This is a genomic window from Deinococcus deserti VCD115, from assembly GCF_000020685.1.
GTDB classification, from domain to species: Bacteria; Deinococcota; Deinococci; order Deinococcales; family Deinococcaceae; genus Deinococcus; species Deinococcus deserti.
The window spans coordinates 695212-717764 of the sequence record NC_012526.1 but is presented as its reverse complement, the minus strand read 5'-3'; the positions used below and the strand labels follow the sequence as shown (position 1 = coordinate 717764).

The 22553-nt window shown below is 63.6% G+C and carries 18 protein-coding genes; 11 read left to right on the top strand and 7 right to left on the bottom strand.

What is annotated here, in order from left to right:
- Positions 1–39: 39 nt before the first annotated feature.
- The 6 genes from secE to rplL all read left to right on the top strand — a co-directional run bounded on the left by secE (position 40) and on the right by rplL (position 3214).
- A complete protein-coding gene (gene secE / locus DEIDE_RS03515) occupies positions 40–219 on the top strand; it encodes a preprotein translocase subunit SecE (RefSeq protein ID WP_012692575.1) in 180 nt (59 codons plus the stop codon).
- Positions 216–788, top strand: coding sequence for a transcription termination/antitermination protein NusG (gene nusG, locus DEIDE_RS03510; RefSeq protein ID WP_012692574.1), 573 nt, complete (start codon positions 216–218; stop codon positions 786–788). The genes secE and nusG overlap by 4 nt, the downstream gene beginning before the upstream one ends.
- A gap of 169 nt (positions 789–957) precedes the next feature.
- Entirely contained in the window at positions 958–1392 is a 435-nt protein-coding gene (gene rplK, locus DEIDE_RS03505) for a 50S ribosomal protein L11 (RefSeq protein WP_012692573.1), read from the top strand.
- Entirely contained in the window at positions 1385–2086 is a 702-nt protein-coding gene (rplA, locus tag DEIDE_RS03500; RefSeq protein WP_012692572.1) for a 50S ribosomal protein L1, read from the top strand. The genes rplK and rplA overlap by 8 nt, the downstream gene beginning before the upstream one ends.
- A gap of 198 nt (positions 2087–2284) precedes the next feature.
- Entirely contained in the window at positions 2285–2782 is a 498-nt protein-coding gene (gene rplJ / locus DEIDE_RS03495; RefSeq protein ID WP_012692571.1) for a 50S ribosomal protein L10, read from the top strand.
- 66 nt (positions 2783–2848) lie between these two features.
- Entirely contained in the window at positions 2849–3214 is a 366-nt protein-coding gene (rplL, locus tag DEIDE_RS03490) for a 50S ribosomal protein L7/L12 (RefSeq protein WP_012692570.1), read from the top strand.
- 39 nt (positions 3215–3253) lie between these two features.
- Here rplL and DEIDE_RS19850 read toward each other — a convergent pair whose 3' ends face one another.
- Positions 3254–3610 carry a DUF2239 family protein gene (locus tag DEIDE_RS19850; protein ID WP_415542892.1) on the bottom strand — a complete coding sequence of 119 codons (357 nt, stop codon included), beginning with the start codon at positions 3608–3610 and terminating at the stop codon, positions 3254–3256.
- A gap of 336 nt (positions 3611–3946) precedes the next feature.
- Positions 3947–4735: a tetratricopeptide repeat protein gene (locus tag DEIDE_RS03480; protein WP_012692568.1), complete on the bottom strand. Its 789-nt coding sequence runs from the start codon at positions 4733–4735 to the stop codon at positions 3947–3949.
- A gap of 323 nt (positions 4736–5058) precedes the next feature.
- Between DEIDE_RS03480 and rpoB the strand changes: the two genes are divergently transcribed.
- The gene (rpoB, locus tag DEIDE_RS03475; RefSeq protein WP_012692567.1) at positions 5059–8514 is read left to right on the top strand and encodes a DNA-directed RNA polymerase subunit beta; all 3456 of its coding nucleotides are present in this window, start codon (positions 5059–5061) and stop codon (positions 8512–8514) included.
- 88 nt (positions 8515–8602) lie between these two features.
- Positions 8603–13228: a DNA-directed RNA polymerase subunit beta' gene (locus tag DEIDE_RS03470; protein WP_012692566.1), complete on the top strand. Its 4626-nt coding sequence runs from the start codon at positions 8603–8605 to the stop codon at positions 13226–13228.
- 257 nt (positions 13229–13485) lie between these two features.
- Here the strand turns inward: DEIDE_RS03470 and DEIDE_RS03465 are convergent, their stop codons facing one another.
- On the bottom strand, positions 13486–14019 hold the full coding sequence (locus tag DEIDE_RS03465) for a DUF2721 domain-containing protein (RefSeq protein ID WP_012692565.1): 534 nt from the start codon (positions 14017–14019) through the stop codon (positions 13486–13488).
- An 87-nt stretch (positions 14020–14106) separates the two neighbouring features.
- Between DEIDE_RS03465 and DEIDE_RS03460 the strand changes: the two genes are divergently transcribed.
- Complete coding sequence (locus DEIDE_RS03460) at positions 14107–15258, top strand: aminotransferase class I/II-fold pyridoxal phosphate-dependent enzyme (protein ID WP_012692564.1); 1152 nt, start codon at positions 14107–14109, stop codon at positions 15256–15258.
- 50 nt (positions 15259–15308) lie between these two features.
- On the opposite strand, the gene acs is transcribed toward DEIDE_RS03460, so the two are convergent.
- A complete protein-coding gene (acs, locus tag DEIDE_RS03455; protein WP_012692563.1) occupies positions 15309–17261 on the bottom strand; it encodes an acetate--CoA ligase in 1953 nt (650 codons plus the stop codon).
- Positions 17262–17561: 300 nt separating this feature from the next.
- On the opposite strand from acs, the gene DEIDE_RS17920 reads away from it, so the two are divergent.
- Positions 17562–19319 carry a DUF294 nucleotidyltransferase-like domain-containing protein gene (locus tag DEIDE_RS17920; protein WP_012692562.1) on the top strand — a complete coding sequence of 586 codons (1758 nt, stop codon included), beginning with the start codon at positions 17562–17564 and terminating at the stop codon, positions 19317–19319.
- Position 19320: 1 nt separating this feature from the next.
- A complete protein-coding gene (locus DEIDE_RS17915; protein ID WP_012692561.1) occupies positions 19321–19935 on the top strand; it encodes a 3'-5' exonuclease in 615 nt (204 codons plus the stop codon).
- On the opposite strand, the gene DEIDE_RS03440 is transcribed toward DEIDE_RS17915, so the two are convergent.
- The 3 genes from DEIDE_RS03440 to DEIDE_RS03430 are packed head-to-tail and all read right to left on the bottom strand — an operon-like array spanning position 19936 to position 22553.
- A complete protein-coding gene (locus DEIDE_RS03440; protein ID WP_012692560.1) occupies positions 19936–20607 on the bottom strand; it encodes a hypothetical protein in 672 nt (223 codons plus the stop codon). It lies immediately after the preceding gene.
- Positions 20608–20667: 60 nt separating this feature from the next.
- Complete coding sequence (locus tag DEIDE_RS03435; RefSeq protein WP_012692559.1) at positions 20668–22254, bottom strand: solute symporter family protein; 1587 nt, start codon at positions 22252–22254, stop codon at positions 20668–20670.
- On the bottom strand, positions 22251–22553 hold the full coding sequence (locus DEIDE_RS03430; RefSeq protein ID WP_012692558.1) for a DUF485 domain-containing protein: 303 nt from the start codon (positions 22551–22553) through the stop codon (positions 22251–22253). The genes DEIDE_RS03435 and DEIDE_RS03430 overlap by 4 nt, the downstream gene beginning before the upstream one ends.

Sequence of the window (22553 nt, the reverse complement as noted above, 5' to 3'; positions counted from 1 at the left end):
TGGCACCCGACTCTCGTTGCTCTTGATCCAGGTGACTTCATGAACTTGATTCAGTACTTCCGGGATTCCCGCGCGGAACTCTCGCGCGTGTCCTGGCCCAGCCGGCAACAGGTGCTGGACGGCACGCAGGCCGTGCTGATCTTTGTCGTGGCCCTGACGCTGATTGTTTTCGCGCTGGACCTTCTGTTCAGCAACCTGATTAAGGCGGTCCTGGCGTGAGTATCGAATGGTACGCAGTGCACACCTACGTTGGTCAGGAAGACCGCGTGGAGCAGCATCTGATGGAACGCGCAACCAAACTCGGCATGCGCGGCACCAAGATCTTTCAGGTACTGCAGCCCACTGAGGAAGCAGTAGAACTGCGTGACGGCGGCAAGAAGGAAACCGTCCAGCGCAAGCTCTTCCCCGGGTACGTCTTTGTGCAGATGGACGTTGAGGATGACGACGCGCCCGGAGAATTGGGCGAGTCGTGGGAAGTGGTGCGCGGCACCAGCGGCGTCACCGGCTTTGTCGGCACTGCCACCCGTCCGGTCCCCCTGTCCACTCAGGAAGTGGACCGCCTGCTGGCCTCAGTAGGTGTGGCGACTCAGGCGCCTGTAGAAGAAGCACCCCGCGTGAAGATTGACCTGAAGGCAGGCGACATGGTGCGCGTCACCAGCGGACCCTTTGCCGACTTCAGCGGTGTTGTTAGCGAAGTCAACCTGCCCCAGGCGAAGGTCAAGGTGCTGGTCAGCATCTTCGGCCGTGAAACGCCGGTGGAGCTGGACTTCTCGCAGGTCAGCAAGTAAAGACTGTCTGCCCAGCCCCCGCGCTGTTCCCTCTTGGCAAAGGGCCGGGCAGACAGTACAGTAGAAAAGTTGCCGCCGCGACATGTGCAATGTCGTGATCGGAACTTAGCGTCAGCACCCCGCTCAATACCGTGTGTATCGAGCTCCGGGGGAGCTAAGGAGGAAATGCATGAAGAAAATTACCGGGATTGTCAAACTGCAACTCCCCGCCGGGAAGGCCACACCAGCCCCCCCCGTCGGTCCCGCGCTCGGTCAGTACGGCGCGAACATCATGGAGTTCACCAAGGCGTTCAACGCCCAGACTGCTGATAAGGGTGATGCGATCATTCCCGTGGAGATCACCATCTTCGCGGACCGCTCCTTTACCTTCATCACCAAGACGCCTCCCATGAGCTATCTGATTCGCAAGGCCGCTGGCCTTTCCAAGGGCAGCGCCACGCCGAACAAGGCCAAAGTGGGCAAGCTGAACTGGGAGCAGGTTCTGGAAATCGCCAAGACCAAAATGCCTGACCTGAACGCCGGCAGCCTGGAAGCCGCCGCCAACACCGTGGCCGGTACCGCGCGCAGCATGGGCGTCACCATTGAGGGGGCCCCCAATGCCTAAGCACGGCAAGCGCTACCGCGCACTGATTGAAAAAGTTGACCGCAACAAGCAGTACACCATTGACGAAGCTGCCGCCCTGGTCAAGGAACTCGCCACTGCGAAGTTCGACGAGACCGTGGAAGTGCACTTCCGTCTGGGAATCGATCCCCGTAAGAGTGACCAGAACGTCCGCGGCACTGTTGCGCTGCCTCACGGCACGGGCCGCACCGTGCGCGTGGCCGTGATCACCAAGGGTGAGAACGTTGCTGCCGCCGAAGCAGCTGGCGCTGATGTGGTCGGCAGCGATGAGCTGATCGAGCGCATCGCTGGCGGTTTCATGGAGTTCGACGCCGTGGTGGCCACCCCTGACATGATGGCGGCCGTAGGCCAGAAGCTCGCCCGCCTGCTCGGGCCGCGCGGCCTGCTGCCTAACCCCAAGAGTGGCACCGTCGGCCCTGACGTTACCGGTATGGTACGTGGCCTCAAAGCTGGCCGCATCGAGTTCCGTAACGACAAGACCGGCGTGGTTCACGCACCTATCGGCAAGGCCAGCTTTGATCCCAGCAACCTGAGCGCCAACTACGGCGCGCTGATCAGTGCGCTGGAAGCGGCCAAGCCCGGCACTGCCAAGGGTGTGTTCCTGCGCAGCGCTTACATGACCACCACCATGGGACCCAGCATTCCGCTGACCCTGAGTGGCGGCGCACAGGCCTAACGGCCTTGGGTCCAGGAGTGATCTGACTTCCCTGGACCCTCCTAACCTCAGCACCCCGGTGCACCTCGCACCTTTTTAATAGGCCCCAATTCCGGCACCCAAGACAGCGGGGACCCTTGCCAGGTTTAAACATCCCGCCGAGTTGCCAGGCTGCGAATGTGCACCTGGACTTGTTCACCAGCAAAGGAGGTTCACTGCATGGCGAACGCAAAGAACCAGCAGACCCTCAGCAGCCTTCAGGGCAGCCTTCAGGGCATTGAGACGTTTTACGTCGTCAATTACCAGGGCCTGACCGCCGGCCAGCTGAGCGAGCTGCGCAAGAGTATCCGTGAGAAGGGTGGGCAGCTGATCGTTGCCAAGAACACCCTGATCAACCTCGCCCTTCAGGATGGCGGCCGTGACTTCGGCGACGCCCTGAAAGGCCCCAGTGCCCTCGTACTGGCCCATGAAGACCCCGCCGGGGTTGCCAAGGCCCTGAGCGACGCGGCCAAGAAAAACGACAAGGGTATTCCCGCCATCAAGGGCGGCTTTGTCGAAGGCAACAAGGTCGACGTGAAAGTCGTCGAGCGCCTGGCCAGCCTGGGCAGCAAGCAGAGTCTGCAGGCCGAAATGGTCGGCGTGCTCAGCGCCCACCTCAGCAACTTCGTCGGGATTCTCGAAGCGTACCGCGAGAAGCTCGAAGGCGAAAACGCTTAATCCAAAGCAAGATCTGGTGCGCTTCAAGTGCGCCACCCCACAAATTCAAATTCGGAGGAAACAATCATGGCTTACGACAAACAGGCTCTTATCGACCAGCTCGGCCAGCTCACCATCATGGAACTCGCGGACCTCATTGACGGTCTGAAGGAAACCTGGGGCGTGACCGCTGCTGTCGCCGCCGGCCCTGCCGCTGCTGGCCCCGCCGCCGCTGCTGAAGAGAAGACCGAGTTCGACGTCGTTCTGGTTGACGCCGGCGCCAGCAAGATCAACGTTATTAAGGAAATCCGCGCCATCACCGGCCTGGGCCTGAAAGAAGCCAAGGACATGAGCGAGAAGGGCGGCGTCCTGAAGGAAGGCATCAGCAAGGATGATGCCGAGAAGATCAAGGCCCAGCTCGAAGGCGCTGGCGCCAAGGTTGAGCTGAAGTAAGCCAGCCCCGGCTCCCCGGAGCCGCAGGCCTGCTTTTCGCTACACCGGAGTGCACCCCCGACCGTAATGGTCGGGGGCTTTTTTGTTTTTGCTGGCCAGCCGTTTTGGCCCAGAAACCATCAGTCTCTGGGGTTGCGGGAAAGCACTGGCAACGAACCACTGAATAGAGTGCCGCATATTGTCACGCCAGTACAGCATAACCTTATGGAATCCGAACCCGTCACCCGCATAGAGGGTACGGTTGGCCTCCTCCCTTCCTGGGAGATTGACACCCGGTCTCATGAGACAACGGTCGGTCCGCCTACAAGACAGCCGCGTTTGATCGGCTGACGGGCTGGCCTTGTGAGCCTCATCAGTCAGACGGCGCCGAGCAGCAGTACACCTGTTGGCTTTCAAGTCAATACCAGTAGCAGAGATGCAGTGGCTCTTCCCGATCCACGACGCCCGGATGGGGACGCCCTGGCCCAGGCGGCCGGACTTGATGTGGCGCCTCAAGCTCAAGCATTTCTTCCAGAGATCTGTTTCGGTTCACGACCATGCTCCGTCCGGTCTGATCGCCGAAACTTAGCTGGGTGGAATGACCTTCAGGAGGCTGGTTTTAGAGATGCGCCAGTCATCCCCGAAGAAGGGCGCCAGCAACACGGCAGTTTTCAAGAAAAGCTGTGTAAGTTTCGTTCTCTTCTATGTCTGATGTTCCCCAGGGACATAACCGGCTAGGGGCACCGCTGAAACCTACTTCAGTTCACGGCGCAATCCGGCAGCCAGTTGGAACCACTCACGCTCCTGACGGCGGTAAAGCGCTGTTGCCCGCTGCTCTGTACGGGCCAGTCCTTCAAGTATCGGCCGGGCTTCCTCGGCTCTCCCCTGCCGGATCAGGTACGCCGCATACCGGGCGCGCGGCTCCTCACTGGTGGCACCCTGCATGGCCTGCTGGTAAGTCTCGGCGGTCTCCAGCTTCCCCTGAGCCTCCTGCGCGCGCGCGAGCAGCGTCAGGCTACGGGTACGCGTGGCCGCGCTGGTTCGCAAGTCCACCCGGCTCAACTTGGCCTCGGCCTCAGCTGGCTGTCCCCTCTGCAGGTCCAATTCAGCGCTGGTCAAGAGCACAACGGGGTCGTCGGCATAGATCCCGTGCAATAGCGGTTCCAGGACTGCCTGCGCGTCGGCCTGACGCCCTGCTCGTGACAGCAGAGCTGCAAGGTCAGCGCGGTTTTGCAGAGTGTCACTCTCGTTCAGGCGTGCCTGCGCTTCCCGTATCCGGGTATCGAGCGGCTTGATGGCCTCCACACCCCGCTGCACGGCGATTCCGGCGCCGCGCCGGCTGCCGCGCAGACTTGGCAGGAACTCCATGAAAAAGTACAGCAGTGTGGCCAGAAAACCGCCGAACATCAGGTTGATTCCCAGAAAGACAATCCAAAGCAGGCCACGGCGCGTCGCGACTGCGTGTATCAGGCAGATGATGTTCAGGATATAGAACAGCGTGAACAGCCACGGCGCCTGCGCAAAGATGGACCCAGGAGTCATGCCCTGAGACTACGTGAAGAACCTGGTACGTGAAGAAAGATGAGAAGCATCTGCAGTGGGCAAGTCGTGAATGGTCTGCTATGCTCCGCCCCAGCATTCAGCGACCTGCACCATCAGTCGCATTTGACGGGCTGCGCCGTACAGGTGTAGACTGATCTGTGGCCGACCATGATGGGTTGGGCAGGAGTTCCTTGCAGGAAGCTGGACTTCACAACTGAGTTTGAACAAGCGGAACGCAACCGGAGGGGTTGCGTTCCCAGCCGCGTCTTTTTCAGCCCCGGGGAGACGTGTGTGAGTGCAGGGAGCACGCAAGCGAGGTGTGCATGAGTTTCAACGGTATCGAACCCCGCATCGAGCGTTTCGGTGACATTAAAGAAGTCATCCCGCTCCCCAATCTGACCGAAGTACAGGTGAACTCCTTCCGGGCGTTCCTTCAGGCCGACCGGGCCCCGGACCGCCGTGAAGACGCCGGACTCCAGAGTGCCTTCAAAGAAGTCTTCCCGATTGACGAAACTGAAAAGGGCCGCTCGACCGGTCTGGTGCTCGACTACCTGGAGTACCGCCTGGGTGACCCGCCCTACAGCCCTGAAGAGTGCCGCGAGAAGGACCTGACCTATCAGGCGCCGATGTACGCCAAGCTTCAGCTGATCCACAAGGACAGCGGTCTGATCAAGGAAGACCAGGTGTTCCTGGGTGACCTGCCGCTGATGACCGAGGACGGCTCCTTCGTAATCAACGGTGCCGACCGCGTGGTGATCTCCCAGATCCACCGCAGCCCCGGCGTGTACTTCACGAGCTCCTACAAGGGCATCAAGAAGATGTACACCGGCGCAATCATCCCCATGCCCAAGCGTGGCCCGTGGATCGAGCTGGAGTTCGCCGGCGGCGTGCTGGAAATGAAGGTCAACAAGCGCAAGTTCCCTGTGGCGCTGCTGCTGCGCGTCCTGGGCTACGACGACGCCCAGCTGCGCGCCCTGTTCACCGAGTTCGAGCCCGACGTGGAACTGCCTGAGGACAAGAGCGCCGGTATGGGCGCTGACGAGGCGCTGCTGCGTCTGTTCACGGTGCTGCGTCCCGGTGATCCGCCCAAGCGCGACAAGGCGACCCAGTACCTGTACGGTCTGCTGGCCGATCCCCGCCGCTACGACCTGGGCGAGCCCGGCCGCTTCAAGATGAACACCAAACTGGGCGTCAACCGCCCCGAGCGCACGCTGCTGAAGTTCGAGGACGGCAAGTTCAGCGACGCGGGTCTGGTGGACACCATCCGCTACCTGATGGCGCTGCAGCAGGGCCTCGAGACCGTGAAGATGGTCGACGAGGACGGCGTGGTCACCGACGTGCCGGTGGGCGAAGACGACATCGACCACCTCGGCAACCGCCGCGTGCGCACCGTGGGCGAACTGCTCGCCGACCAGCTGCGTGTGGGCATGGGCCGTATGGCGCGTGGCGTGCGCGAGCGCATGCTGCTGGGTAACCCCGACGCCGCGACCCCCACCAAGCTGGTCAACAACCGCCCCATCGTGGCAGCCATGCGTGAATTCTTCGGCCGCAGCCAGCTGTCACAGTTTAAGGACCAGACCAACCCCCTGTCGGACCTGCGCCACAAGCGCCGTATCTCCGCACTGGGCCCAGGCGGTCTGACCCGCGAGCGCGCCGGCTTCGACGTGCGTGACGTGCACCGTACCCACTACGGCCGTATCTGCCCGATCGAAACGCCTGAAGGCGCCAACATCGGTCTGATCTCCTCGCTGTCGAGCTACTCCAAGGTCAATGACCTGGGCTTTATCGAGGCGCCTTACCGCCGCGTCGAGAACGGCCGCGTGACCGACGACGTGGTGTACATGACGGCCGACATCGAGGACCGTTACACCATCGCTCAGGCCAACAGCCCGCTGAACGACGACAACACCTTCGCCGACGAGCGCGTTCTGGCCCGCCGCAAGGGTGACCCGCTGTGGTACACCCCCGAAGAAGTCGACTTCATGGACGTGAGCCCGAAGCAGATCGTCTCGATCAACACCTCCCTGATTCCCTTCCTAGAACACGACGACGCCAACCGCGCGCTGATGGGTTCCAACATGCAGTCGCAGGCCGTTCCCCTGGTGCGCGCCGACAGCCCCGCCGTGGGCACCGGCGTGGAGCGCCGCGTGGTGACCGACTCGGGCACCAGCGTCGTTTCGGACGTGACCGGCCGCGTGACCTACGTGGACGCCCGCGCCATCCAGATCACCCTCAGTGAGGACAGCGCCGAGGCCGGCATGGTCAAGGGCAACGTCCGCACCTTCGAACTGGTGCGCTTCACCCGCTCCAACCAGGGTACCAACCTCGACCAGGCGCCCATCGTGAACGTGGGTGACGAAGTGGTGGCCGGACAGGTCATCGCCGACGGTCCCGCTTCCGACCTGGGCCGCCTGGCACTGGGTCAGAACATCACCATCGCGATCATGCCCTTCGACGGCTTCAACTTCGAAGACGCGATCTGCATCAGCGAGGGCCTGGTCCAGAAGGACTTCTACACCAGCGTCCACATCGAAAAAGACGAGATCGACGCGCGCGACACCAAGCTCGGACCGGAGAAGATCACCCGTGACATCCCGGGCCTCAGCGAAGCCGCGCTGCGCGACCTCGACGAGGACGGCATCGTGCGCGTGGGCGCCGAGGTCAAGCCCGGCGACATCCTGGTCGGCAAGACCAGCTTCAAGGGTGAGTCTGAGCCCACCCCCGAAGAGCGTCTGCTGCGCTCGATCTTCGGCGAGAAGGCCCGCGAAGTGAAGGACACCAGCCTGCGCGTCATGTCGGGCCAGGGCGGCATCGTCGTGAAGACCGTGCGCTTCCGCCGCGGTGACGAAGGCGTGGACCTCAAGCCCGGCGTGCGTGAAATGGTGCGCGTGTACGTGGCCCAGAAGCGTCAGCTGCAGGTGGGCGACAAGGTCGCCAACCGTCACGGAAACAAGGGCGTGGTCTCCAAGATCATGCGCCCCGAGGACATGCCTTACCTGGAAGACGGCACGCCCGTGGACCTGGTGTTCAACCCGCTCGGCGTCCCCAGCCGCATGAACCTGGGCCAGATTCTCGAAACCCACCTGGGTGAAGTGGCCCGCCTGACCGGCCAGAAGTTCGAGACCCCCGTGTTCGACTCGGTCACCGAAGCGACCATCAAGGAAATGCTGGAAGTGGCTGCCGCCGAGAGGTTGCAGGCCCGCAAGGACGAGGGTTTCGAGCTCGACAAGCGCGAGCAGGAAGTGCTGGACCGCGCCGGCAAGCTGGGCGTCATCGACGCTCCCGGCAGCGACTACGAGCGCGCCCAGATGCAGCTGGCCCGCACCGGCAAGAGCATCCTGTACGACGGACGCAGCGGCGAGCCCATCAGCGGCCCCGTGGTCGTGGGCACCATGTACGTCATGAAGCTCTACCACATGGTGGAAGACAAGCTGCACGCCCGCTCCACTGGCCCGTACAGCCTGATTACCCAGCAGCCGCTGGGTGGTAAGGCCCAGAACGGTGGTCAGCGCTTTGGGGAAATGGAAGTGTGGGCGCTCGAAGCCTACGGCGCGGCGCACACCCTGCAGGAAATGCTGACGATCAAGTCCGACGATATCGATGGACGCGACGCCGCGTACCAGAGCATCGTCAAGGGCGAAGAAGTGTCGGGCAGCACCATCCCCGAAAGCTTCAAGGTGCTGCTCAAGGAGCTGCACTCGCTGGGCCTGGACGTCGAGGTGCTCGACGCGGGCGACCGTCCCGTCGACATCTTCGAAGGCATGATGCCCAAGCGCTAAAGCGCTCAGGGGAGGAGTCCCCCCTCCCCTGCCCTCCCGGCTCAGCCCGCTTTGACCCCGACAACAAGCCTCTCTCACAGGAGAAGCCGTGAAAGATTTCAGCAAAGTCCGTATCGCCATTGCCAGCCCGGAAAAAATCCGCGAGTGGAGCTTTGGTGAGGTCGAGAAACCCGAGACCATCAACTACCGCACCCTGAAGCCCGAGCGCGAAGGTCTGTTCGACGAGCGCATCTTCGGGCCCATCAAGGACTACGAGTGCGCCTGCGGTAAGTACAAGCGCCAGCGTTACGAGGGCAAGGTCTGCGAGCGCTGCGGAGTGGAAGTTACCTCCAGCAAGGTGCGCCGCTACCGCATGGGCCATATCGACCTGGCCACGCCCGCCGCGCACATCTGGTACGTCAAGGACACGCCCAGCAAGATCGGCACGCTGCTCGATCTGTCGGCCGGTCAGCTGGAGAAGGTGCTGTACTTCAGCTCCTTCCTGGTGACCCAGCCGCTGAACGCCCAGAAGGACGGCCGCCCCCTCAAGCGCGGCGAACTGCTCAGCGACGACGAGTACCGCGAGCTGCGCTATGGCCGTCAGGAAACCTACGCCCTGCCAGGCGGCACCGAAGCTGTCATCCGTGACGGCGAGTACGTCACTCGTGGCCAGATTCTGGGCGGCAACGTTGTGGCCAAGATGGACGGTCTGGCACAGTACCGCTTCCCGCGCCGCGCCGAGATCGCCTACGCCGAACAGGTCGAGGCCAGCCTCCCCGTGCCCGCCGACGCGCTGGTGCAGCAGGAAACCTTCCGCGCCGGTGAGATCCTGGCCGAACTGGAAGCCGACGTGCAGATCACCGCTCCGGTGGACGGCACCGCCTTCCTGCACGACATGGGCGAAGACAGCGTGATGGTCGAGCTGCGCGAGTCCGTAAGCGACAGCGAAGACGATACCCCCGCCCAGGGCGAAGTGCTGGCGCGCGTGTACATCCCGCACGGCATGAACGTGCAGGTTGCCCACGGCGAGATCGTGGAAGCCGGCGCGCTGCTGGCCGAAGCCAGTGCCGGCGACCGCCTGCGCCTGAGCCGCGACAGCCGCCTGTCAGGCGTTACCTTCCCCAAGAAAGGCGACGTGAAGGTCACAGCCCACTGGACCCGCCGCGCCGAGTACCCCATCAACCCCACCATGCACGTGCTGGTCGGGGACGGCTCTGAAGTCCGCAAGGGCCAGAAGGTCGTGGGGGCCATCGACAAAGAAGAGGAGATCATCGCGGAAGCCGACGGTGTGATCACGCTTCACACGCCGGCCAGCATCATCGTCTCCAAGGCCAAGGTCTACCCCTACCAGGACGAGCCTCTCGTGGTCATCGGTGACCGCGTCGAGCCCGGTGACGAGCTGGCCGACAGCGGCAACGTCCGCAGCGAGATCAGCGGACGTATCGAGATCGACCTGGTGCGCAAGCAGGTCCGTGTCATTGAGTCCTACGACTTCGAAGCCAAGATGGGCGCCGAAGCCGTCAAGGAACTGCTCGACGAGCTGAACCTCGACGAGCTGGCCGCCGAACTGGGCGAGCAGATGAAGGACTCCTCACGCCACAAGCGCGCCAAGGCCCGCAAACGGCTGGAAGTCACCCGCAGCTTCAAGCGCAGCGGCAACAACCCCAGCTGGATGATCCTCAACACCGTGCCGGTGATGCCACCAGATCTGCGCCCCATGGTGCAGGTGGACGGCGGTCGCTTTGCGACCTCGGATCTGAACGACCTGTACCGCCGCCTGATCAACCGCAACAACCGCCTCAAGAAGCTGATGAACCAGGGCGCGCCCGACATGATCATCCGCAACGAGAAGCGCATGCTCCAAGAAGCGGTGGACGCGCTGATCGACAACGGCCGCCGCGGCAGCCCCGTCACCAACCCCGGCTCCGACCGCAGCCTGCGCAGCCTGACTGACCTGTTGGGCGGCAAGCAGGGCCGGTTCCGCCAGAACCTGCTGGGTAAGCGCGTGGACTACTCCGGCCGCTCCGTGATTGTGGTCGGCCCGCAGCTCAAGCTGCACCAGTGTGGTGTGCCCAAGCGCATGGCGCTCGAACTCTTCAAGCCGTTCCTGTTCAAGGTGCTCGAAGAGAAGGGCGAAGTCACCAACATCAAGCAGGCGCGCAAGATGCTCGAACGCTACCGCGATACCCGCGACAGCGTGTGGGACGCCCTGGAAGAAGTGATCGAGGACAAGGTCGTGCTGCTCAACCGCGCGCCCACCCTGCACCGACTGGGCATTCAGGCGTTCGAGCCGGTGTTGGTCGAAGGTCAGTCCATCCAGCTGCACCCGCTGGTCTGTGAAGCCTTCAACGCCGACTTCGACGGCGACCAGATGGCCATTCACGTCCCCCTCTCCGCGCAGGCGCAGGCTGAAGCCCGCATCCAGATGCTGGCCTCGCACAACTTGCTTTCGCCCGCCAACGGCGAGCCGAACGTCAAGCCCAGCCGCGACATCATCCTGGGGATCTTCACGCTGACGCAGCTGCGCAAGGACAACCTGGGCGCCGGCACCGCGTTCACCAGCGAGCAGGACGTGCTCGACGCGCTTGAGAACGGCACCATTGCCCTGAACAGCGCCGTCACGCTCAATGGCCAGGACATCACCCCCGGCCTGATCAAGTACGTCTTCTCCAACCCCGACGAGGCCATCATGGCCGTCGAACGCGGCGAGATCGACTACCAGGATCACGTGCGCATCCGGTTGAACGGCGTGACCCACAACACCAGCGCCGGCCGCGTGATGTTCCGCCGCATCGTGCAGGAAGCCCTGGGCACCCAGGCCAACCTGGTCGATACGCTGATGAACCTCGACACCGCCTACGAGAAGGACAACCTCAAGGACATGGTCATGGCCTGCTTCAAGGAGCTGGGCATCGAGGCGACCGCCGGTCTGCTCGACGCGCTCAAATCCAGTGGCTTCAAGCTGTCCACCTCCTCGGGCATCACCATCGGCATTGACGACATCGTCATTCCGCCGAACAAGCCCGAAATCCTGGCTGCAGCTGACGAGAAGCAGCGCTCCATCGAGCAGAACTATGAGTTCGGCTTCATGACCGAAGAAGAGCGCTACAAGCAGATCGTGCAGCTGTGGAACGACACCACCGACGAAGTCAAGAGCGCGGTGTTCGAGAACTTCAGCCAGAACTACCCCTTTAACCCCCTGTGGATCATGAGCCAGTCGGGCGCCCGTGGTAACCCGCAGCAGGTGCGTCAGCTGGCCGGCATGCGCGGCCTGATGGCCCGCCCGGACGGCAGCACCATCGAAGTGCCGATCCGCGCGAACTTCCGTGAAGGTCTGACCGTGCTGGAGTACTTCATCTCCACCCACGGCGCCCGTAAGGGTGGGGCCGACACCGCGCTGCGTACCGCCGACTCCGGCTACCTGACCCGTAAGCTGGTCGACGTGGCTCACGAAGTCGTTGTGCGCGACGTGGACTGCGGCAGCACCGACTACACGGTCATGGCGCTGGGCGCCACCGACGAGCGTACCGGCGAGTGGCGCACCCGCAAGGGCAGCGAAATCGAGACCAGCATCTACGGCCGCACCCTGACCGCTGACGTTGAACTGTCGAACGGCCACACCATCCGCGAAGGCGAGATGCTGAGCCTGGAAGACGTCAAGGCCATCACTCAGGACGCCAAGGCTCTGGGCGAGATCTACGTCCGCACCCCGCTGAACTGCCGCGTCAAGAGCGGCGTGTGCCAGAAGTGCTACGGCTACGACCTGTCGCAGGCCAAGCCGGTCAGCATGGGTGAAGCCGTGGGCGTCGTGGCCGCCGAGTCTATCGGTGAGCCCGGCACGCAGCTGACCATGCGTACCTTCCACACCGGCGGGATCGCCGGCGGCGGCGACATCACCATGGGTCTGCCCCGCGTGATCGAGCTGTTCGAAGCCCGCAAGCCCAAGGTGCCGGCACTGATCGCCGACACCACCGGGACCATCCACATCACCGAAGAGGAAGAACGCTACCTGATCAAGGTGGAAGCTGATGACGCGCAGTACAGCGGCAAGCTCCACAAGGTGTCACGCGCAACCCGTCTGCTGCCCGAAATCAAGGACGGCGCACGCGTGGAAGCCGGTCAGCAGCTGACCCGCGGCGCAGTCAATCCCCACGACCTGCTGGAGCACAAGGACAACGAGTCCGCCCAGAAGTACCTGGTGGACGAAGTGCAGCGCGTGTACCGCAGCCAGGGCGTGAAGGTCCACGACAAGCACATCGAGGTCATCATCCGCCAGATGCTGCGCTACGTGGAAATCGTTGACGGCGGCGACACCGACCTGCTCGAAGGCCAGACCGTCGAGCGCTGGGAAGTGGACCAGGCCAACAGCGCCCTGGCTGAAGGCCAGACGCCCTCCAGCTGGAAGCCGGTGCTGCTGGGCATCACCAAGAGCAGCCTGACCACCAAGTCCTGGCTGTCGGCCGCGAGCTTCCAGCACACCACCCACGTGCTGACCGAAGCCAGCATGAAGGGTCAGGTCGACGACCTGATCGGTCTGAAGGAAAACGTCATCCTCGGGAAGCTGATTCCCGCCGGTACCGGCCTGCAGACCGTGCGCGACATGCAGGTTGCCGACGACCGCACGCTGGAGAAGTACGGCGAAGGCAGCACCAGCACCGATTCGGTGACGGGCAACCGCTCCTACGACGACACCCGCCCCGGCGTGGTGAACGACAACGTGACCTACACCAGCTGAAGCTGATACCGAACGCTCCCGCCTGACTCAGGCGGGAGCGTTCTTTTAGTCTTCTCAGTTATCGCCAGAAGGGCTGTCAGTTCGGTGGACTACTGCAGAGATAGACCGGAATCATGCGCCAGCCGGTGCTCTGGTTACCAACTCCGCAACAGTATGCAGATCATGTCCCCAGCCGTGGACACCGGGACGAAATACCAAGAGGGCGAGCCTTTCGAATGCTAAGCACGGGCAGCGAAAGCGCGCTGCATGCCTCAGGGCTATCTGGTGACGGGCAGACCGGTCTGCTCAACCTTGCTGTCATACAGGTCTGCGTAGTGCTCGCCTAGGCCCACCAGAAACTGCATCTCCTCCCGGGTGGTGCGGGCGCTCAGGCGCGTTTCGAAACTCAGCAGCAGTGCTCCGTACGCCAGAGAAGCCGCCCCGGCAATGGCGAGCAGCACCGGGGCTGGACCGTGCGCCTGGTTCAGCAGCGCCGCGCTGCCGATCAGGATGCTGGTCAGCACCAGCAGCGCCACCGCCAGATACAGGGCGGTCATGGCCCGTACGATCATGCGGCTGCGCCGGGCCAGCTTGGGCAGCTGCTGAACGATCATGCGTTTTTCCTCGCGGGCCAGTGGCTCGAGCTGTCCTTCCGGCGTCACCAGTACTTTGAATCGGGCCGTCAGATGCCGCACCCGGTCGGTGACCCGGCCCAGCCTGCTGCTGGTGCTCATCAGCAGGGTGCCAGCCCCGCTGATCAGCACGGCGGGCGTAATCATGGCAGTCAGAACCTGGAAGCTGGCGTCGGCCATGCCTGTCAGGGTACGCGCAGTGAGAGCTGCTGTGTGGACCCTTGCCCACCCAGGTCATCAGCCACCGCCGGTTGCTAGGCTGGAAGCATGTGGGCTTCAAAGCGGGCGGCAGCGGTGCCGGGCAGCGTTTTTGCGTTGATGGACTCAGCCAAGGGACGCGCGCGAGCAAACGGCAGGCAGATTATTGATCTGAGCATCGGCAGCAGCGACCTCTCGCCGCCGGACGTCGTGCTGGCCGAGTTGCGTGAGGCGACCCGTGATCCATCCACCTACCGCTACCCGCTGTTTTCCGACACGGCTCCGCTGCGTGAGGCAGCGGCCGCCTACCTGCAGCGGCGATTTGGCGTCCAGGTGGATCCGAACACGGAGGTGCTGCCGCTGATCGGAGCGCAGGAGGGTCTGGCCCACCTGCTGCTGGCCGTCACCGATCCCGGCGATACGTTGCTGCTGCCTGATCCTGGGTACCCACCCTATCTGGGCGCCGCAGCGGTGGCGGGGCTCAACGTAGAGCCTCTTCCACTCCTTCCCGAGCTTGGGTTCCTGCCGGACCTGGAAGCTGTGCGGCAGGATCTGGCGGTGCGGGCCCTGCTGCTGAACTATCCGAACAACCCGACGTCGGCCGTGGCGGACCGGCCTTTTTTTGAGCGTGCAGCCGGCTGGTGCCGGTCCATGGGCGCTCTGCTGATCCACGACCATCCGTATGCCGAGCTGACGTTCGGAGACTACCGGGCGCCCAGTGCGCTGGAAGCTGGCCTCAGTGGCGTGGTGGAACTGCACTCGCTCAGCAAGACTCATCATATGGGGGGTTTCCGGGTTGGCTTTGCCGCCGGGGACGCCGACGTCATCGCTGCGCTGGCACGGGTCAAGGGCGCGGTGGATTTTCATCCTTACCTGGGCATTCAGCGTGCGGCGGCGCTGGCCCTGCGTCTGCCCGAAGAAGTGGGGCGCGCCGGAGCTGCCGAGTTTCAGGCACGGCGCGACGCACTTGTGCCGGCCCTACGCGACCTGGGCTGGGAAGTCGCGTTGCCCCAGGCCAGCATGTACGCCTGGGCACGCGTGCCAGGCCTGACGAACAGCGTGGCGTTCGCAGTCCGGGTCGCAGAGCAGACCGGCGTGGCCCTCAGCCCGGGGAGGGCCTTTGGGGCCCAGGGCGAGGGATTCGTGCGTTTTGCCCTGGTGCAGCCACCAGCGGTACTGCGTGAGGCAGCCCAGCTGCTTGGAACGGTAACCACACCATAAAAACAAGCGCTGCCTTGCAAGATGCAGAGGCGGCGCTTGTTTTATGAGACTCAGGCTGGGGGGGTGGCCGCCAGGCGCTCGAGCACGCTGGGGTCTTCCAGGGTGCTGGTGTCGCCCTCAATCGGCTTGCCGGCAGCGATCTGACGCAGGAAGCGGCGCATGATCTTGCCGGAGCGCGTCTTGGGCAGGGCGTCAGACACGATAATGGAATCCGGACGGGCCAGAGCGCCAATCTCCCGGCTGACATGCGCGCGCAGTTCGGTGGGGTCCACGGTATACCCGTCCTGGGTCAGCACGAACGCCACGACGCTCTCCCCTTTAATGGGGTCAGGCTTGCCGACCACAGCAGCCTCGGAAACGCTCGGATGCGCCACCAGGGCAGATTCGATCTCCATGGTCCCCAGGCGGTGGCCGCTGACGTTCAGCACGTCGTCCACACGCCCGACGATGGTGTAATACCCATCTGCGTCACGGCGCGCACCATCACCAGCGAAGTAGACCCCCTTGATCTCGCCCCAGTAGCTCTTGCGGTAGCGCTCGTCGTCGCCATAGATGGTGCGCAGCATGCTGGGCCAGGGGCGCTTGATCACCAGCAGACCACCGTCATCCGCGCCGAGTTCCTCGCCTTCACGCGTCATCAGGGCAGGCTCGACACCGTACATCGGCACACCGGCACTGCCGGGCTTGCTTGAGAAGGCCCCAGGCAGCGTGGTCAGCATGATTGAGCCGGTCTCCGTCTGCCACCAGGTATCCACCACCGGGCAGCGCTCGCCACCGATCACGCGCCAGTACCACATCCAGGCCTCGGGGTTGATCGGTTCGCCCACCGAGCCCAGCAGACGCAGGCTGCTCAGGTCGTAGCGACCCGGAATTTCATCGCCATGCTGCATAAAGGCCCGGATGGCGGTGGGCGCGGTGTACAGGATGGTCACCCGGTGCTTTTCGATCAGGCTCCAGAAGCGGCCCCAGTCCGGCTGGTTGGGTGCGCCCTCGTACATCACCACGGTCGCGCCGTTCAGCAGCGGCCCATAGACGCTGTAGCTGTGCCCGGTGATCCAGCCGACGTCGGCGGTGCACCAGTAGACGTCGTCGTCACGCAGGTCAAAGACCGTCTGGGTGGTCAGGTAGGTGCCCACCATGTAGCCGCCGGTCGTGTGCTGCACGCCTTTGGGTTTGCCGGTGCTGCCTGAGGTGTACAGGATAAACAGCGGGTGCTCGCTGTCCAGGGGCGCAGCCTCGTGCTCGTCGCTGGCAGCCTCGATAGCCTCGTGCCACCAGACGTCGCGCTCTGGCTCCCAGGCAACCTCGACTCCAGCCCGGCGGACCACCAGCATTTTTTCCAGGGTGGGGGTGTTCTGCGCAGCCACATCGGCATTTTTCTTCAATGGAACCGGCTGTCCACGGCGGTAGCCTGCGTCTGCCGTAATCAGCACCTTGCTCTGGGCATCGTTGATGCGGTCCGATAGCGCCGAGACTGAGAAGCCACCGAACACCACGCTGTGCACCGCGCCGATCCGGGCGCAGGCCAGCATGGCGACTGCCGCCTCGGGAATCAGGGGCATGTACAGGGTGACCCGGTCACCGGGCTGCACGCCCAGGGCCAGCAGGACGTTGGCTGCCCTCTTGACCTCGCGCAGCAGTTCGGCATAGGTGTAGGTGCGAACCTCTCCGTCCTCCCCTTCCCAGACAATGGCGCGCTTGTCGCCCAGCCCACGCTGCACGTTGCGGTCCAGTGCGTTGTAGGCCACGTTGGTCTGGCCCCCCACGAACCACTGGGCATGCGGCTCCTGCCAGTCGAGCACCTGCTCCCAGGGCTTCGTCCAGTGCAGTTCACCGGCAACCTCGCTCCAGAACTGGTCGGGCTGCTCCAGACTCTGGCGGTAACGCCGCTCGTACTCCTCACGAGTAACGCGCGCGCGCGCCTGGAATTCTTCGCTGGGGGCAATGACGCGGGTCTCGTGCAGCATCGCGTCGATGTGATCGTGGGAATTGGTATGGGGCATAGGATGACCTCCGGAAAAACAAGGTAGGACCTGGCAGGCGCAGGACGCGAGATGATCACGCTGGGGTATGGCTGAGATTTTACGCCTCCGGCAAAGCTCCGCGGATGTCGTTACCAGAGGGGTACTGAACCCGGTTCAAAGTCCACAGCGGGCAGAACCAGCAAAAGTACATCGCAGACGCACAAAATTCTGCTCAGCTTTCCGGCTGCCACACCGGAGCTGCCTGTACAGGTCGGCACCTCTTGCCGGTGTGGCTTACCCTGAGGCAATTGTTCTCCCCTTCCCGCACGGAGGTCACCCATGCTTGGACACGCCAGTCAGGTCGGGCTGCACGACCACGAACGCTTTTTACGGGCATATCCACCCTATGGCACGCTGGACGCGGCCGATCTGCACGCACTGGTAGCCAGTCTCCAGGTCAGATTCCTGCCACGCGGTGCCAGCACAGATGTGACCGGAGGTGTATTCATCGTGCGGCGCGGAGAGCTGGACCTGGGCGGCGAACACTACGGGCCCGGAGATACGCTGGGCGGCGGGGTGCGCACAGGCACGGCCCAGGCGACCACCGACAGCTGGCTTTACGTCCTGCCACCGGAGCAGGCAGAGCGGTGGCTGAGCCATCCGGCCCTGCACGAGTTCCTGACTTCCGAGCTCTCGGCACGGCTGCGCGCCGCCGACGCTGGTCTGGACCTGGAAAGTTTCGTGGTGCATGACCTGATGGTGCCGCCCCAGCTGGTGGCTCCGGACGCCACGGTCCAGCAGGCGGCCGCCCGCATGCGCGACGAGCGCGTCAGCAGCGTGATGGTGCCTCTGGAAGGCTTTTTTGGCATCCTGACCGACAAGGACCTGCGCAACCGGGTGCTGGCCGACGGCCTGCCTCCAACCACACCCGTGCGCGAGGTCATGAGTGCCCCGGCCCTGACCGCGCCTGACAACGTCACGGCCCTTTCAGCGCTGAATCTGATGTTCCGTCACAACATCCGGCACCTGCCTCTGATGCGTGGCCCGCAGCTGGTCGGCATGGTCGGTACCGCGCAGCTGCTGCGGCTTCAGACGCGCGGAGTGGGGTTTCTGGTGCAGGACCTGCTCGACGCCCCCGATGAAGACGCACTGGTCGCACGTGCCCACGGCATCCAGGAGCACGCCGCACAGATGCGCATCAGTGGTCAGCGGGCCGAACAGATTGCCCGCATCAGCAGCTACGCCTACGACGCGCTGTACCGCCGTGCCATCGCGCTGGCCGAAGGAGCGCTGGGTCCGCCGCCAGGACCCTACGCCTGGGTGCTGCTGGGCTCCATCGCCCGGCGCGAAAGTGGCCTGAACCCGGACCAGGACCACCAGCTGCTCATCGAGCGCGAGACGCACCGCCCCTACTTCGAGGCGCTGGCACAGCGGGTCGAGACACTGCTGGAACGCGCCGGGCTGCCAGGGTGCAGCGGGGGCGTAATGGCCAGCCGGCACCTGCTGACCCGCGAGGCTTACGCCGCGCAGATGCGCCAGTGGTTCCGCACTCCCGAGCCCCAGGCCCTGCTGAACGTCACCATCTTCTTCGACCCACGCGTGGTGGCCGGAGATCTGGATGTCCGCGAAGCGCGCAACGTCCGTCTGAGTGCCCGGCAGCATCCGCTCTTTCTGGCGCACCTCACCCGCCTGGCCGCCAGTCACCGTCCGCCGCTGGGCTTCCGCCAGCGTATTCGTGCCGGGCCTGGCGACACGCTGGACCTCAAGACCCAGGGGCTGGCCCTGATTGTCGATCTGGCCCGCCTGCAGGCTCTGTCTACCGGCGAAGCGGGAGCCAGCACCTTTGTGCGGCTCCGTGAGCCCGGTCAGGACCGCCTGCTCCATCCCGACACCTGCGCTGACCTGCGCGCAGCCTACAGTTACCTCATGGACCTGCGCCTGGAACTGCAGGTGGCGCAGCTCAGCGCCGGGCAGGCCCTCAGCCAGCGACTGCCGCTGCACAGCCTGAGTGGCCCGCAGGAGGTCCATCTGCGTGAGGTTTTCAAGTTGATTGCCCGGGTGCACGCCACGCTGGCTGCACAGGTCGGCGGCCCCTGACATGGTGGCACCCGGGCGGTCCTGGCTCGAAGCTTCACTGGTGGCTCTTGATTTCGAGAGCACCGGCATGAATCCAGCGCACGACGAGGTCATCCAGGTTGGACTGGCACCGCTGGACGCCGGAGCGGTGGACCTGGGCGGCGCGTGGGCGCAGTGGGTGCGGCCTACCCGGCCCTTTCGGGCAGACACTGTGGCCATTCACGGCCTGAGTTATGAACTGCTGCAGGAGGCGCCCGCCATCTCCACAGTCAGGCTGGAACTGGGAGCACGGCTACAGGGCCGGGTCCTGGTGGCCCATTACGCAGCCCTGGAGCTCGGATTCCTGAAGCGCTGGGGCCTGCGCCCAGCGGCCACCCTGGACACCCTGATGCTGGCCCTGGCCCTGGACCGGCAAAGCACTGCCACTGCCCGGCGTGACGCCTACACCCTTTCAGCGCTGGCCCGCCGTTTTGGCGTGGAGGTCTACGGCGAACATGACGCTCTGGCCGACGCCCTGATCACAGCTCAGGTGTTCCTGGTGCTGGCGCATGAGCTCGAAACGCAGGGGCGGGCAGACACCCTGCAGGATCTGATCCGGCTCAGTGGGCACAGGCGGCCATTTGGCCTGTTCAGCTGATCAGGCACTGATCCAGGTCCAGGTGGGCAGGTCACCGCACAGGACTTCCAGCATATGCGTGTCCGAGGCGATAAACAGGTGCCGGTACCGGGGGCGGTTAACCATATTCAGCCACATCTGCTCAAGGTGCCCATTAAACCGTTTCACTTCGTGTTGTGCCTGTCGTGCCGTACCTACAACATGTCGTCCGTCGCTGCCCAGAGGGGCGTCCCGCCTGAAGAAACGTCCTGTGGGAGGTGGCCAGGACGAATTCCTGGCGAGCGTCTCCTGCCGCGCCATGACGGGCGTGCCACTCATAGGAAAGACCCCGTTATGCGAGTTGTCGGCCAGAAGTTCCTCAATCCAGGGGTCCGATTCATTGACGATTTCGTGCAGGAAACGCCGGGGATTGTCCGGTTTCCAGCTGTAAGTCTGAGCATAGGGACCGGAGTAGAACTCGTTGTAACTTTCGAGCGCGTAGATTTCCGTCTCGAAGGCCTGCCAGCTCAGCCGCAGGGTCTGCGTCAGTTCTCCGGCGTCAGCATCCCGCAGATCTACTTCCAGAGCGACACTCGAATGAAAGTGCTGCTGCACACGAACGATCACCGGGCGGTGGAATGCGGCAGCCGCCAGAAGTTCCTGATCTGGCCAGGGGGCAAATTCATAGCGGAGAAATCGTTGCAGGCGGCCCATGAGGCATGCTGGCAGAAAAAACCCCCGGCAGATTGCCGGGGGCCAGATGCTAGAGACGACTCAGTCGTGTGCGGCGACGGTACCATCCATGCCTGCGCCGGTGTAGGCGCGGTACTGCATTTCCTCGAAGGAACGTTCGTCTTCCTCGCGGCGGCGGCCCAGCAGGGTGCCCAGCACAGCCAGCGCAAATCCGGCAGGAATACTGATGATGCCGGGATTTTCCAGCGGGAAGATTGCCGGGGCCTGAATCACGTGGCGGCCCGTGGTCTTCTCAGGCGGGTCAACGCCCATGATGTTGGGGCTGATGGCAATGAGTGCCAGCGTAACTGCCAGACCACCCACAATGCCCCACACCGCGCCGTTGGCATTAAAGCGGCGCCAGAACAGCGTGAACAGGATGACCGGCAGGTTGGCACTGGCGGCAATCGCGAATGCCAGGGCCACCAGGAAGGCCACGTTCTGGTTTTTGGCCAGCAGGCCCAGCAGAATCGCCACGATACCCACTGCCACGGTAGCCATACGTGCCACCCGGAACTGCTGGGCCTCAGTGGCCTGTCCGCCGCGCATCACGCCGTTGTAAATGTCGTGCGTGAAGCTGGTGCTCGCGGCAATGGTCAGACCGGCCACCACTGCCAGAATGGTTGCGAACGCCACAGCCGTCACGAAGGCCAGTCCGAACTCCCCGCCAGTCGTGCCAGGTCCGCCGAACAGATACTGCGCGAGCATAGGCGCGGCCATGTTGCCTGCGGCGTTGGCCTCGATGATGCGGTCCTTGCCCACCAGCACGTTGGCAGCGTTGCCCATGAAGGCGGTCATCACGTAGAACGCGCCGATCAGAATCATGGCCCACACAACGCTCTTGCGTGCGTCCTGAGCGGTAGGCACGGTGAAGAAGCGCACCAGAATGTGCGGCAGACCGGCGGTACCCAGCACCAGCGCCAGGCACAGGCTGATCAGATCCAGCGGGTTTTTGTACTTCACGCCGGCACCGAGATATTCCACGCCGTTGCGGGCCTCGACCTGGCCCAGCAGCTCGCTGAACGAAAACCCGAAACGCGCCAGGATGAACAAGGTCATCACGATGGTGGCGAACATCAGCAGGATGGCCTTGATGATCTGTACCCAGGTGGTGGCCAGCATGCCGCCGACCACGACGTAGATGATCATTAGGATACCGACCAGCGGAATGGCAACCTCTGCCTTCAGGACACCACCAGACAGCAAGCTGATCAGGCTGCCTGCGCCCACGACCTGCGCGATCATGTAAAAGGTGCTGACCGTAATGGTCGAGAGCGCGGCATAGAAGCGGACCTTGGGGTCCTTGAGGCGGTAGACCAGCATGTCAGCCAGGGTGTACTTGCCCAGGTTGCGCAGCGGCTCGGCCACGATGAACAGCACAGTGAGGTACGCGATAAACCAGCCCACCGAGTACATGAAGCCGTCATAGCCGTTGAGGGCAATCAGGCCAGTAATGCCCAGGAAGCTGGCGGCGCTCATGTAATCCCCGGCAATGGCGATCCCGTTCTGGGTGGCGCTGATGCGGCCACCGGCCACGTAGAAATCAGAGGCGCTGGTGTTGCGCCCGCTGGCCCAGAAGGTGACGCCCAGGGTAATGGCCACGATGATGGCCGCGAGGAGAAGGGTCATTGCTGTGCCTCCAGGGCAAGGCGGTCAAAGGTGCGCGCCTTGACCACGTAGATATAGGCCATAACCCAGCCCATCACGAATTCCAGGAACGCCAGAACGTAACCGAATGTCACGTTGCCAAACACTTTCTGAGCCATCAGAGGCTTGTTGTAGCCGGCCAGCACGGGCAGCAGAAAATACAGCACCAGGAAGGTCAGCGTCATGGTGATGGTAAAGCGGGTCCGTTGCGCTACGAGCTGCTTATACGCGGCGTTGCGGACATGGGGCGGGGAACTTGCGGGCGCTCGGGACATGGTCAT